The sequence below is a fragment of the Bacteroidota bacterium genome (assembly GCA_018816945.1).
Lineage (GTDB): Bacteria > Bacteroidota > Bacteroidia > Bacteroidales.
Genome location: JAHIVC010000070.1, coordinates 11,489 through 25,287 on the forward strand (window position 1 = coordinate 11,489; position 13,799 = coordinate 25,287).

Annotated in this window: 10 protein-coding genes and 1 tRNA gene; 3 read left to right on the top strand and 8 right to left on the bottom strand. The window is 36.3% G+C overall.

Going from position 1 to position 13,799, the window contains the following annotated elements; genetic code table 11:
• Positions 1-65: 65 nt before the first annotated feature.
• The 7 genes from KKG99_10735 to dprA all read right to left on the bottom strand — a co-directional run bounded on the left by KKG99_10735 (position 66) and on the right by dprA (position 8,671).
• Entirely contained in the window at positions 66-2,720 is a 2,655-nt protein-coding gene (locus KKG99_10735) for a BamA/TamA family outer membrane protein (GenBank protein MBU1013472.1), read from the bottom strand.
• On the bottom strand, positions 2,717-3,472 hold the full coding sequence (locus KKG99_10740) for an isoprenyl transferase (protein MBU1013473.1): 756 nt from the start codon (positions 3,470-3,472) through the stop codon (positions 2,717-2,719). Before KKG99_10740 ends, KKG99_10735 begins: the two co-directional genes overlap by 4 nt.
• Before the next feature lie 9 nt (positions 3,473-3,481).
• Entirely contained in the window at positions 3,482-4,315 is an 834-nt protein-coding gene (locus KKG99_10745; GenBank protein MBU1013474.1) for a hypothetical protein, read from the bottom strand.
• Between the two features lie 56 nt (positions 4,316-4,371).
• Entirely contained in the window at positions 4,372-5,250 is an 879-nt protein-coding gene (locus KKG99_10750; GenBank protein MBU1013475.1) for an NAD kinase, read from the bottom strand.
• A 548-nt stretch (positions 5,251-5,798) separates the two neighbouring features.
• Entirely contained in the window at positions 5,799-6,461 is a 663-nt protein-coding gene (locus KKG99_10755) for a CBS domain-containing protein (GenBank protein MBU1013476.1), read from the bottom strand.
• A 12-nt stretch (positions 6,462-6,473) separates the two neighbouring features.
• Positions 6,474-7,403, bottom strand: a complete 930-nt coding sequence (gene rsgA, locus KKG99_10760) for a ribosome small subunit-dependent GTPase A (GenBank protein ID MBU1013477.1) — start codon at positions 7,401-7,403, stop codon at positions 6,474-6,476.
• Between the two features lie 176 nt (positions 7,404-7,579).
• On the bottom strand, positions 7,580-8,671 hold the full coding sequence (dprA, locus tag KKG99_10765) for a DNA-processing protein DprA (protein MBU1013478.1): 1,092 nt from the start codon (positions 8,669-8,671) through the stop codon (positions 7,580-7,582).
• A 106-nt stretch (positions 8,672-8,777) separates the two neighbouring features.
• Between dprA and lgt the strand changes: the two genes are divergently transcribed.
• Positions 8,778-9,587, top strand: coding sequence for a prolipoprotein diacylglyceryl transferase (gene lgt / locus KKG99_10770; GenBank protein MBU1013479.1), 810 nt, complete (start codon positions 8,778-8,780; stop codon positions 9,585-9,587).
• 25 nt (positions 9,588-9,612) lie between these two features.
• Here lgt and KKG99_10775 read toward each other — a convergent pair whose 3' ends face one another.
• Positions 9,613-12,639: a DUF2723 domain-containing protein gene (locus KKG99_10775; GenBank protein MBU1013480.1), complete on the bottom strand. Its 3,027-nt coding sequence runs from the start codon at positions 12,637-12,639 to the stop codon at positions 9,613-9,615.
• A 223-nt stretch (positions 12,640-12,862) separates the two neighbouring features.
• On the opposite strand from KKG99_10775, the gene KKG99_10780 reads away from it, so the two are divergent.
• Positions 12,863-12,935 (top strand) — tRNA-Gln (locus tag KKG99_10780).
• A 411-nt stretch (positions 12,936-13,346) separates the two neighbouring features.
• Positions 13,347-13,799: a ribosome assembly cofactor RimP gene (rimP, locus tag KKG99_10785; GenBank protein MBU1013481.1), complete on the top strand. Its 453-nt coding sequence runs from the start codon at positions 13,347-13,349 to the stop codon at positions 13,797-13,799.

Below are 13,799 nucleotides of genomic sequence, written 5' to 3' on the forward strand. Positions count from 1 at the left end.
TCCTATTATTTATGTTTAATAAACTAATGATTAGTTGCCAATGCAGAGCAAAAAGCTTGCCAATCCTAATCGATAGATTGATTAATTGAGAAATGGAATTGTGAACCACTTGCATCAGGAAGTCCTGGGATTTTATCAAATCCATAACCCCAATCCAAACCTAGCAAACCAAACATTGGCATAAAGAACCTGATTCCAAAACCTGCCGAGCGCCTAACATCGAACGGATCAAACTTTTTGAAATTTTCCCACGAATTTCCTGCCTCAAGAAATGCTAATGCATAAATGGTAGCACTTGGATTAAGCGATAAAGGATACCTCAACTCTAAAGTGTATTTCGAATAAATGGTACCTCCTATATTTTTATCTTTGTAATATTGTGGTGTAACAGATTCATTGGTATAACCTCGCATTGCGATAATTTCCCGACCATCTAAATTATATTGATTTGACAGCCCGTCGCCACCTAAATAAAAGCGGCCAAACGGAGATATTTCGAGCTCGGATTTATTATAGGTTTCAAGAAACCCGAATTTAACTCTTGTACTCAATATAAGTTTGTCGAAAATTTCGATATACCAGCTCGAATTAAACTTCCACTTATAATATTCAATCCACTTAAATCTCAGATCTTCATCAAGTGCAGCGTAATCCTTATTATTCAGCAAAGAATAAGGAGGGGTAAGTTCGAGGCTTAAAGAAATATCAGAACCTCCTCGTGGATAGATTGGTGAGTAAACAGAGTTTCTACCAAAAGTTATACTGTAATTAAAATTGTGAAAATTTCCATTACCTGTGCCAAATTTAAATATGCTTCCGTAGTTATCGAGCTTATACAGCTGCATGCTTACTGCTTGCATAAGTGTGAAAGAGTCGTCGGGCCATGATAATCGCTTGCCCATTCCTACGGAAAAACCATCAGTTGCAAATGAAGACCTGAGTTCATCCCCTTTTGACAATCCATTTGAATACATTGAATGATGATACGAAACGGATAATGAAACAGGCTTTTTACCACCAAACCAAGGCTCGGTAAAAGAAGCACTATAATTGAAATACCCTTTCCCATAGGTTTGAAATTTTAAGGAAAGTTTTTGACCATCACCTGTTGGTACTGGTCGCCATGCCCCTTTTTTAAATGCATTTCTGATCGAGAAATTATTAAAACTCAATCCAAATGTTCCAATGATACGCCCATAACCCCATCCACCTGATAACTCAAACTGGTCGGAGGAAGTTTCATCAACTTGGTAATCAATATCGACTGTGTTATCACTTGCATTCGGTTGTACATCGGGAGATAAGGTTTCCGGATCGAAATACCGCAATTGTGCCAGTTCCCGCTGGGTCCTGATGAGTAACTCTCTATTGAATAATTGACCAGGCCTTGTTCGGATTTCACGCATGGCCACATGATCATTTGTTCGTGTATTACCCGTGACCGTTACATTTTTTATACGTGCTTGTTTACCTTCTCTTATTCTTATCTCAATATCGATCGAATCATTATCGATCTTAACTTCAACAGGCTCAGCCTGAAAAAACAAATAACCATTATCCATGAATAAGGCACTAACGTCAGTTCCATTTGGGTTATAAGACAGGTTTTTCTCGAGTAATTCCTTATTATAAACATCTCCTTTACTGATATTTAAAATAGCACTTAAAAACTCAGATGGGTATATCGTATTTCCACTCCAGGTAATATTGCGGAAATAATATTGCCGTCCTTCTTCAACAGTGATATCAATATTGATAGTCTTATCGTCATGAACATAAATAGAGTCTTTTATAATTTTAGCATCACGATATCCAAGTGCATTGTATTTTTCTATGAGGGCCAGTTTATCGTCAGAATACTTCTCTTTAATAAATTTAGAAGATTTAAAAATATGAAGCCTGAGATTATTATCAGCATAAACACTCATACTATCAATCATACCGGCAAAGTCAAATCGGATTGCGGTTGTTATTACGTCAAACAATAAATCTTCGATATTGCCTAAAGGATTGAAATTACCTAATTCCTTTGTCTCCTTTAGAGCGCGTTTTGCTTTTTTATCCGAAAAATTTTCGTTTCCAATAATGTTGATATTATAAATTTTGATTTTTTCGGCCTTATCGACCAAAATTTGAAGAGTGATTGCATTCTGAAGGCTTGTATCTTGAACTTTTTTAAAATCAACTTTTGTATTTAAAAAGCCCTTTTCAATATAATGTTTAATAATGGTATTTTTTACTCTTGAAAGCAAATAGTCGGTTACAACGGCCCCACGTTGAATATTTATTTTTTCATTTATTGCATCCGTTTCGCCTTTTCTTATTCCGATATACTTAAAATCAGCTATGCGTGGTTTTTCAGTAAGTTCGAAACTCAAACTTATATTCCCGTCTTTTAAATCGGTAATTTTAACTTTTATATCTTCGGCTAATCCTTGTTTCCAGAGTTTTTTGATTGCAGTTGCTAAATCATCCCCGGGAATTTGAATCTCATCCCCGATATTCAGCCCTGACAGCATCATCAAAACATTACTTTCGAGATAATTAATCCCGGAAAATGTCATCTCACTTATTTTGTAAAATTTAGGATTATTATAATCAATCTTTAGGTTTGAAAGTTCGCTAGAAACCTGAGCTCTAGAGTAGATCGAGAAACTTAACATCATTACAATAATGACGAACTTTAACAGGCGCTTATGTAATGCTTCCTTTTTTATCATTCTTCCGTATTCTTTAAAATTTGTTCACTTGTCTTTCCAAACCGTCGTTCTCGATTTTGGTAATCTATAATGGCATCATATAAGTCCTCTTTTTTAAAGTCGGGCCATAACTTTGGAGTAAAATATAACTCTGAATATGCAATCTGCCACAAAAGGAAATTACTTATTCGCAGTTCTCCGCTTGTCCTGATCAACAATTCCGGATCAGGCATTGATGATGTATTTAAATAAGAGGAGATAAGCTGTTGATCAATATCATCAATGTTTAACTCCTTATTTTTTATTTTAGATGAAATTATTTTTACGGTTTCCGTAATTTCCCATCTCGAACTATAACTCAGGGCCAGTGTTAAAGTCATCCGATCGTTGCCGGCAGTTTCTTTAATGGTTTTCAACAATTGATTATAACTCTCTTCGGGCAGGCTCTTAATATCTCCGATGGCATTGAGCCTGATATTGTTTTTGTTGAGGGTAGGTGTTTCCTTGTCGATAGATTCGACCAACAGCTGCATTAGCGCATCAATTTCATATTTTGGCCGGTTCCAGTTTTCGGTTGAAAAAGCATATAGAGTCAAATAACGAACTCCAAGTTCAGCTGCCGATTCTGAAGCTTCTCTTACGGCATTCACTCCATTTTGATGACCAAAAGTACGCTGCTTACCTTGCTGCTTAGCCCAACGCCCATTCCCATCCATAATGATGGCAATATGCTGGGGTAATCTGTCAAGGTTAATTTGGTCCTTTAAATTCATGCTTATATATTATTTTCTGTATCCATCCGTAAAATCAACACAGGTAGTTTTGTTAAAAATATCAAATTCAACCGTAATCGAAATCCCAATAAAATTGAACCAATCCATGGTTTTTGAATTACCGCGCTGTTCACCTGCATTACGCTCAAAAGTTGGATCAATTACTAATTTCGGATCCGAATATTGATGGCTTGGATTGTTAAGATCAAAATCGCTTGTATTTATGTAATAGTTGGTACTGATATCATCAATATAATCGGTAAAAGTTTTTCGCATGCCCCATTCAAAACCTAAACCAATGTTTTGGCTGACACTATATTTTACACCTATTCCAAAAGGGATTGCTAATCCATGCCGGTTATATTTCAAGTTTTCGGTTCCGTAGTAGGTACGTAACGGATCAGTTTCATCAACAAGTTCGGCTAACTTTATTCCATCTACCTGAGGATTAAACCAAAACATTGAAGCCCCACCAAAAATATAGGGCGTAAAATAATTATACGCACTGCCATTCACATACGGAAAAAAATTAAACTCTACCACTGTGGCTATTTCAGTTATTGGTGATTCAAACACTAAATTTCTATTTAAAACTTTTTTACTTATGAAGTCTGAACCGGCAACCTTTCCCGTTAAAGCACTCAATCTTAACGACCATCTTGTGTCATGGTTATATCTTGCAATAATACCACCTGCCGGTTTGATTTGCTGAAAATGCATCCCAGGATTTATATCACCAAGATAGTATGATCCACCACCAAATAATCCAACCTCCATCGTTTGAGCATAGATTTTCGCTTGAAAAAGCAAAATAACTGTTATTAGAACCGCTGTTTTCTTCATAAAATTTGAGCCTGCAAAATTACATTTTTTTTTGAAAATCAGGCTATCCACTTGTATTAATTTCTAATATCCAATCCCCATTTTAGCTTATCCCTGATTGTGGAGAAAAAGTTTTTGTTGGACATTTGGATCAGATTAATGTTAAAAGTTTCTTTTTCGATATTCAACACGAGTGGCTTGTCAATCGATTCAGTTCTGGAATCGAGACTAACGAGAAACTGTTCATTACGCCCTTCAAGTTCTATCCTGATTTTGCTGTCGTCGGGTATAACGAAAGGCCGTACGGTTAAATTGTGTGTTGCAATAGGGGTAATCACGAAGTTTTTGGACCCCGGTGTAAGTATTGGACCCCCGCAACTCAACGAATAAGCAGTTGACCCTGTAGGTGTTGCAATAATTAATCCATCAGCCCAATAAGAATTTAGCATTTCACCATCAACATATACGTGCAGTACCATTAATGAAGAGGAATCCCTTCTTCTGATGGAAACTTCATTGAGCCCATAATTCAAATCCCCAAATAATCCTTCTTTTGTGATGAGTTTTACCAATATTCGGGGGACCAGTTTGAAATCTTTATTGACCAAGGCATTTACCGCGGCAGATATTTCATCCTTCGAAATACTGGATAAAAAACCCAGACGCCCCATATTAATGCCCAGAACAGGTACCCCTGAATCCCTGATCAATCTTACAGTATCCAAAAAGGTTCCGTCGCCCCCGATTGAGAGCAAATAATCAACATTATCCAATAATTCCTTGTGCGTGTTAAATAGCTGATATGGCGCATCGAAAGTTATTTTAGATTCCAGTTTTTCAAAATATGGCCCATAAACCAAAATACCGCAATTAACCTCTTCCAGTTTTCTGATCAACTGCTGGATATAAGGCATGGAAGCTTGATCGGGCAACATTCCAAAAAGGGCAACTTTCATTTCGTGCTATGTCAATTTAATTATTTACAAGGATACGAAATTAATGGTTTAAGCTTCTCAAATTTTAACAAATATTAATAATTATAGGAGATACAGAAGCAATGAACTACCTCGCAGCAAGCTGTAGGGGTATCAATTTGGAATTTTTTTATTGACGATGCAAGCATCGGAGTATTAATCTCATTTATCCCGATACGCTGAGCTATCGGGATTAGTTCATCTTACAGATTTCAATTCACTACGTTTTTGAAATCTGAGTTTCACGAATAAAACTGATGCAATGCTAAATTTTATCCAAATCAAAAATCCAATGCTTGAATGGTGTTAAATTATAAAAAAATTCTTAAAGTTGATTATCCCAGTGGCAAGCCAAGGATTACTTGCCTGCGGCGGGCAGGTTTTGCCAACTTTATTTCTGCAAGCTGAAAATCGAATTTTTTTATTAACCCCTCTGCCTTCGGCATCCCTGCCTGCGGCAAGGCAGGTCCCCTATAAATAGGGGAGAAAATTTGGAAACCCCGAAGCAGAGCTTCGGGGAATTATTTTTATTAAATATTTAGATAGTTCATGAAGGAATCATAACGCTCCTTTAGGTCATCAAAGTCATCGCTTTCGGTAAAAGAAGCTTTCACAATATAATTGTAGCGGTTAAAAGTTTGTAATAACCCGCTGATCTCAATTTTATTAATCTTAATTGTAATTTCAAGTTTTGTCGAGTCGGGGCTTGACACTATACAAAGGCTCAGTACCTTCGCATCATTTGCTTCAACAATCCGTGCTATTTCACTCAACATGTAGTCATTTTGACTGACCTCTAAAACAATAACTCCTCCCGGATTCTCAAATGCTGCAATTTTTGAAAAATTTTCTATTAATTGGCGCATGGTTATGCAGCCCAGATATTTATTTTTCGAATCAAGAACAGGAACAAGCGTTAATTTTAGATCAACAAATTGCCTAATCACATCAAAAATATGCTGATTTTCTGTTAGATGTGCCGTTAATATTGAGAGTTGATAAGCACCTAGTGCTTCATCAAAATCATTCATCGCATAAATATCCTCATCTGAAATCAATCCTAAAAATTCCTCATTATTCACAATCGGGAGATGGGACAATTTGTAATCATCCATGCGACTAAGTGCATCGGCACCAGTATCAGATGTTTTTAACGGGATTACCGAATCTGTAATTAGATGTTTGGCCAACATAATTTTTATTCTTTAGTATTGCTTTTTGCTAAAATAATCATCGTTAATGATATTCAGGTAGTTTTCGTACCTAGAAATACTAATATTTCCATTTTTTAAGGCATTGATTACGGCACACCCAGGTTCATGCACATGGGTGCAATTATTAAACTTGCAATTATGCATATATTTTCGCATCTCAGGAAATCGCTCAGCTACCTCCGCACTATTAAAATCAATTAATCCAAATTCTTTGATCCCGGGTGTATCAACAATAAATCCACCTGCCGATAATTCATGCATTTCGGCATAAGTTGTGGTATGCTTTCCCTTATGATGGTAGTCCGAAATAATTCCTGTTTTAATATCCAGCCCGGATTCGATCTTATTAATCAATGCAGATTTACCAACTCCCGAATGTCCCGCGAATAAACTTACTTTACCCTTTAATAAAGTTTCAACCCGATCAATATTAATGCTTTCCTTAACTGAAATCTCGGTACAAGGATATCCTAGCCTTTCATAAACATCTTTGATTTGCTTGTGAGTAACCCATGACTCCTCATCATATAAATCTATTTTATTAAAAATAATTTGTGCCGGAATGTGATATGCTTCAGCGGTTACCAAAAATCTGTCAATAAAACCTGTAGAAGTTCTGGGGCTTGCTAATGTTATAATAATAATTGCCTGATCAAGGTTAGCTGCGATGATGTGAGAGAATTTCGATAAATTGGTTGCTTTCCGAATAATGTAGTTAGTCCGTTCATAAATATGGTCAATCACGCCTACTTTTTCTTTCTCCTGAAGCTGAAACCTAACCCGGTCGCCTATTGCAATTGGATTGGTCGTTTTTATGTCCATCATCCTGAAATGACCCTTTATTTTGCAATCAAAATAATGGCCCTGATCATCACGCACTGTATACCAGCTTCCGGTCGATTTAATTACTATTCCGTCCAATCATTGAATTTTTAATTTGTACAATACTCATTTCGTATTTAGTTGTAAAGCTACTAACAATAAGTGTAAATGAACATATCATCAGCTAAGATACAATTTTAGGATCAGATAAACTTGCAGGTCGGCACCTTAATCTTAAAACAAGAATTTTGAAATTAATCTGGTTATATTGATCACTAAAGTAATTTAAAGACTTTTCCCGGGAGGCATTCAACCATTCCTTCAAATTCTAAATTTAATAAGGCAGAAGCTACCTTACTGCTTGGCATTTGTGCAAGTATGCATATACGGTCTATCCCGATTTTTTGATTTTCTTCAAGTATCCGGATCAACTTTTTATCGGTATCGGAGAGATTCACAAACAGTTTTTTTTGAATAAGTTTAGGTTTTTGGGTCGCGTCCCATCCCATGCAATATTTGATGTCATCGGCATTATTAACAAGTACCGCACGATTGGTTTTAATTAAATAATTACATCCTTCCGAGTATATATCATCAACCCGACCCGGCACGGCAAATACATCCCTGTTGTATGAGTTTGCAATATCGGCCGTAATTAAAGCACCCCCTTTTTTCGCTGATTCGATGACCAAAACAGCGTCAGACAATCCTGCAACGATGCGGTTTCTCTTTGGAAAATTTTCACGATCGGGATTGGTTTGACTGATAAAATCTGTAAGCAAACCCCCTTGATCCAACATTTTTTTTGCCAGTAAACGGTTTGAGGACGGATAAATCCGATCAAGACCATGAGCCAAAACTCCTATGGTTTTTAATCCCTGAGCTAAAGATTGCTTATGTGACATGGTATCAATACCATATGCCAATCCACTTACCACCAATATATCCAAATCTTTTAATCCTTCGATAATTGATTTACAAATACTGATCCCATAGTTCGATGCCTTTCTTGTTCCAACGATTCCAATAATTTTTTTAGCATCTAAATTTGCATTCCCTTTATAATACAACATGATTGGACCATCAAGACAATGCTTTAATCGTTCAGGATAGTCATCATCCAAAAAATAAAAGGTTTTTATTTTATTCTTTTGAATAAACTCGACTTCCAAATCAGCACGCTTCAATACTTCGGTATTGAGAATTTTGTTGGCGGTTGCTACTCCCAAACCGGGTATTTTTAGCAGATTTGATTTCTTTTCTTTAAAAACGGCTTCGGCCCCACCGCAATAAGCAATGAGCTTTTTACCATTGATGTCACTAATTCCGGAAATCAGGTTGATGCCTATTTGGTATTGCAGATTCATTTAAACGGATTGACAATCAAAGTTAAAAAATTTAATTAATCTTTTCTGTGTTCGAAAGATCAAACACCTAAAATATTTTTACATTTGTTAAATAATAAAAGCAGTCATGGTTTTACAATATATTACTTGGGATATCGATCCCGTTTTATTCAACTTGGGCCCATTATCGATCAGATGGTATGGTGCATTATTTTCAGGTTCGTTTTTAATCAGTTATATCTGGCTTATAAAACTTTTTAAACAAGAAAAAATACCCGTAAAAATATTGGACGGGCTTACAACAACGATGATCGTTGCTACCATTATCGGTGCACGACTAGGACATTGTTTGTTTTATGAACCTGAAATTTATCTTAATAACCCAATCCTGATTTTAAAAATACGGGATGGTGGTTTGGCCAGTCATGGTGCGGCAATAGCGATTGTTATAGGACTTTATCTTTATGCGCGAAGAACAAAAATCCCAATTCTGTGGTATCTCGACCGTGTTGTAATTTTTACGGCCCTAGCCGGTGCGTTTATTCGCTTTGGAAACCTGATGAACTCAGAAATATTTGGGACAATAACCAACTTACCATGGGGCTTTTACTTCGTTAAATATTATGATCCTCAAATGGGCTTGGATCCCCGTCATCCAGCACAATTATACGAATCAATATCCTATTTATTAATTTTTATCTTCTTATTTAATTACTACAAAAAACGCTTGGGTAAATTTGAAAACGGTCAGCTTTTTGGACTTTTTTTGATCATGGTTTTTGGAGTACGTTTTTTAATTGAATTCATAAAAATACCGCAAGTCGGGTTTGAAGAGGGAATGGCACTAAACATGGGTCAGCTTTTAAGTATCCCATTTGTTTTTTTAGGGATTGCTGTAATTGCATTTATCAACAGAAAAACTGTTTCAAAAAAATAGCCCCTTTTTAGAGGGGCCTATTCTTTTACAGACGATTTACTCTCTGTTCAAAAACAGCTTCTATTTCCTTAGCATAATCTGCTTGCTTATATTGGGTCGCTATTTGGCTTAATCCCCTTATAAGTCCCAAAGATTGTTTAATTGCCTCATCGTAGATTACAACACCATTTGGCAGAGAAGTATAATAATCAAATTCCTGAGCAAGCCGATTCACGAGATTTTGCGACAGTAATTTAGCTTTCTCAAATTCCCCTCCCAGATAATAGGCATCCAAAAATGAATAAGCACTAAAATCCTGTGGGAATTTACTCATTGGAAATTGTTCATAGTATCGATCGATAAGCTTTATAGCCATATCAATTTTGTTCTGAATAACCAGTTCTCTTGTAAGACGTATAAAACTGTTTGTTACGATCCCAGAATTTCTGGCACTTTCCCGATCTACTGTTACACCCGGTTTATTTAAATTACCCCACTTTGAACCATTCATCAGTTTATCGTAGGTTTTGTCCACCAAAATACCTCCTAAACTTGGGTTTGGCCTTTCGGCTTTTATCGGCATAAATTTATAAACAACACCATCCTGATGTATGTAATCAGTAGCATTAAAAACATCCTTAACAACCATAGGATTTGCAAAATAAACTGATCGTTTCCAATTATTGTTTGCCAGAAAATCTAAAAAGGCCAGATCATTTTTATACAAAGTATTCGAATTAATTTCCCATTTAATCTCTTTAACAATTAAATGAGCAAGTTCTCTGGGCACGATCCCGTTATCAACACAAGCTGCTGAATCGACCGTTATTTTAACTTTTTTGGTCGGGAAGAAGTTAACCTTCTCTCTTCCATACATTATTTTTGTCCGCTCATTATCACTTGCAATAAATCTAATTACTTCACTCAGCTCCTGATATTCTTCAAGTTTCACATCAACATAAGGAACAAAGTCATTGGTTCCTTTCTGGTACTTATCCTTTGTAAGCAACATAGGCAATGGATCAGCTCCATATATTTTTCGTTGCATTTGTTCTACATACCAATAACCGGATGAAAGCATATAATTCACTGTCCTCACATCAGTTCTGACGCCTTCTACCTCTTGCGCGTACCAGAGAGGGAATGTATCATTATCTCCTATGGTATAAAGCACAGCGTTTTTATCACAATGATTCAAATAATTTGAAGCGAAATCGTGTGCTGCATATTTACCCGATCGATCATGATCGTCCCATCCTTCACTTGCCATAATTACAGGTACAAGAAGTAAACATAAAGCCGTAACAATAAGCGAATTCATTTTGGCATTTTTAATGAGAACAGCAGTTTTTTCAACAATCGCCATCACCCCCAAACCAATCCAAATAGCGAATGCATAAAATGAACCCGCGTAGGCGTAATCCCTTTCACGAGGCTGGTGAGGGTACTGATTAAGGAAAATAACAATTGCCAAACCAGTCATTAAAAACAGTAAAAACACGACCCATGCATCCTTACTATCACGCTTCACATGGTATATTATCCCAAAGAAACCAAGAATCAATGGCAGGAAATAAAATTTATTGGTTGCGTCATTTTTAAAAGCATCAGGCAACAATTTCTGGCTGCCAATCCTCAAAGAATCAATAAAAGGAATTCCACTGATCCAATTACCCATACGCGAGTCGCCCTGACTTTCCAAATCATTCTGCCGCCCAACAAAATTCCACATAAAGTATCTGATATACATATGCCCAATCTGATATGAAACAAGGTAGTTCAGATTATCGGTAAAAGTTGGCTTTATGATCGTTTTATCATTGACTTTGATCGGTTCACCTTTTATGTACTCCTCATATTTTTGAGCATGTTCAGGTTCACGGTTACTCCAAATACGAGGGAAAATAGTTGTGAACCTTGGGTCATAGACGAATTTAAATTTATTTTTTGCAACAATGTACTTACCGGACTTATCATCCCTGATATAATCTTTCCCGGTCTCCTCAGAGGAAATGACAGGCGCATTGTAGTATGCCCCGTAAAAGATGGGCCATTCACCATATTGCTCCCTGTTTAAATATGAAAGCAAACTAATTGCATCTTTAGGGCTATTCTCGTTTATGGGTGTATCCGCATTGGCCCTCACTACCAGCATAAAAAATGAAGAATAACCAATCAAGATGAAGGTAAAACCGAGTATCACCGTATTTAGTACATGTTTCTTTTTTCGGATGGTATAATTTATACCATAAATTAAAAGTGAAATCACAACAACAAAATAAATGATCGTCCCCGAATTAAATGGCAATCCAATCGAATTCACAAAAAACAATTCGAAAGATGAGGATAAACTAACAATCCCGGGAACAATCACATACATAATAGTTGCTAAAATGAGCAGTGAAGCGATTCCGGTAAGAATAAATCCTTTTCGTGTCGATTCAAATTTCTTATAATAAAAAACAAAAGCGATGGCAGGAATTGCCAACAAGTTAAGTAAATGGACACCTACAGACAGGCCCATCAGATAAGCAATCAGAATCAACCAGCGGTTACTTGACCTAGTTGCCCCATCCTCTTCCCACTTCAAAATGGCCCAGAATACCAAGGCTGTAAAGAAAGAAGACATGGCATAAACCTCACCTTCAACGGCAGAAAACCAAAATGAATCACTAAAAGTATAAGCCAAGGCACCAACTGCTGCACTTCCTAATATCATATACATTTTGCCTTCGGTCATTTCACCTTTCTGCAGGGCAATTTTTTTTGCCAGCATAGAGATGCTCCAAAACAGGAATAAAATGGTGAAACTGCTGCTCAACGCCGACATGATATTGATCATCAATGCAACCTTGCTTACATCACCAAAAGCGAAAAGGGAGAAAAACCGACCTAGTAACTGAAATAAGGGAGCTCCAGGAGGGTGACCAACTTGTAATTTAAACGCAGTTGCAATATATTCACCACAATCCCACCAACTAGCTGTTGGTTCAACGGTTAACATATATACGAGTGTTGCAATAGCAAATATCGCCCACCCGGTTATGTTATTGATTTTACGGTAGCTTATCATCGGTCAAATATTAAAGGTTGATTGATTTTTTATTTAAGCGAAAGTAGGAATTTTGGTTCATACTATAATTCTTTAATTAACAATAATTAACTTTTTTGTTGATAATCATACGTTAAACACACCAAACTCAGCAAATAAAGTAGGGTTCAAATTTTTAAAAAAAACATTTGTAATAATAAAATATTTTCTAATTTTGCAGCCTTATTGAATCACATATATAGTTTGTCCGATGGTGTAACTGGCAACACGTCTGATTTTGGTTCAGAAGAGTCCAGGTTCGAGCCCTGGTCGGACAACAAAATTAAGGCCCATAATTCATTTTGTGGGCTTTGTTTTTTAAAAAAATTGAGGGCGAGAAGTCTATCCCGAAGAGCAAAGCGATGTCGGGAAGCCCTGGTCGGACAACAAAATTAAGGCCCATAATTCATTTTGTGGGCCTTGTTTTTTAAAGATTTATATGTTTACCGTGAGAAGTTTTCCGATCAGATCAGAAATGGAGGGGATCGTGAGTTGGTCAACACGACTAAAAAACCGTTCATAAACCATAGAATTTTATTTTTACGGAAATATCATGACTGTTATTCTAGAATAATTGAATTTCAAAAAAAGCAAATGTTGAATTTATAATATATTTTTGTATCTTTGCCCCGGAATTAAAGACAAGATTTGATAATGAGGGGGCAAATGTCCCCTCTTTTTATACAAAAATGATCGATAAACAATTAATAATTAAACTGGCTGAAAGCGAGCTGAAAGGAACAGATAAATTTCTGGTTAACGTTGCTGTTAATCCCGGAAATAAAATTTTTGTGATTTTGGATGGCGATTCCTCGATTAGTATCGATGATTGTATTGAAGTTAGCAGGTTTATCGAATCTAGTCTGGACCGTGAAGTTGAAGACTTTGAGCTTAGTGTATCATCGGCAGGGCTTGATCAACCGCTTAAGCTGATCCGTCAATATAAAAAGTACACGAACAAAGAAATATCAGTGTTAACAGGGGAAGGGGTTAAATATCAAGGTATTCTGACCGGAATACTTGATGATCGAATTCAACTGTATATCCCTGAAAATAAAAAGAAAAAAACCAAAGAACAAAATATTGAGATTTTATTTAGTGACATCAAAGAAACTAAAGCAATTATTTCATTTAAAAAGTAA

Bases quoted from the DNA above. Each gene is read 5' to 3' on its own strand.
- KKG99_10745 (MBU1013474.1), bottom strand. From the start codon at position 4,315: ATGAAGAAAACAGCGGTTCTAATAACAGTTATTTTGCTTTTTCAAGCG.
- KKG99_10740 (MBU1013473.1), bottom strand. From the start codon at position 3,472: ATGAATTTAAAGGACCAAATTAACCTTGACAGATTACCCCAGCATATT.
- KKG99_10735 (MBU1013472.1), bottom strand. From the start codon at position 2,720: ATGATAAAAAAGGAAGCATTACATAAGCGCCTGTTAAAGTTCGTCATT.
- KKG99_10755 (MBU1013476.1), bottom strand. From the start codon at position 6,461: ATGTTGGCCAAACATCTAATTACAGATTCGGTAATCCCGTTAAAAACA.
- lgt (MBU1013479.1), top strand. From the start codon at position 8,778: ATGGTTTTACAATATATTACTTGGGATATCGATCCCGTTTTATTCAAC.
- KKG99_10775 (MBU1013480.1), bottom strand. From the start codon at position 12,639: ATGATAAGCTACCGTAAAATCAATAACATAACCGGGTGGGCGATATTT.
- rimP (MBU1013481.1), top strand. From the start codon at position 13,347: ATGATCGATAAACAATTAATAATTAAACTGGCTGAAAGCGAGCTGAAA.
- dprA (MBU1013478.1), bottom strand. From the start codon at position 8,671: ATGAATCTGCAATACCAAATAGGCATCAACCTGATTTCCGGAATTAGT.
- KKG99_10750 (MBU1013475.1), bottom strand. From the start codon at position 5,250: ATGAAAGTTGCCCTTTTTGGAATGTTGCCCGATCAAGCTTCCATGCCT.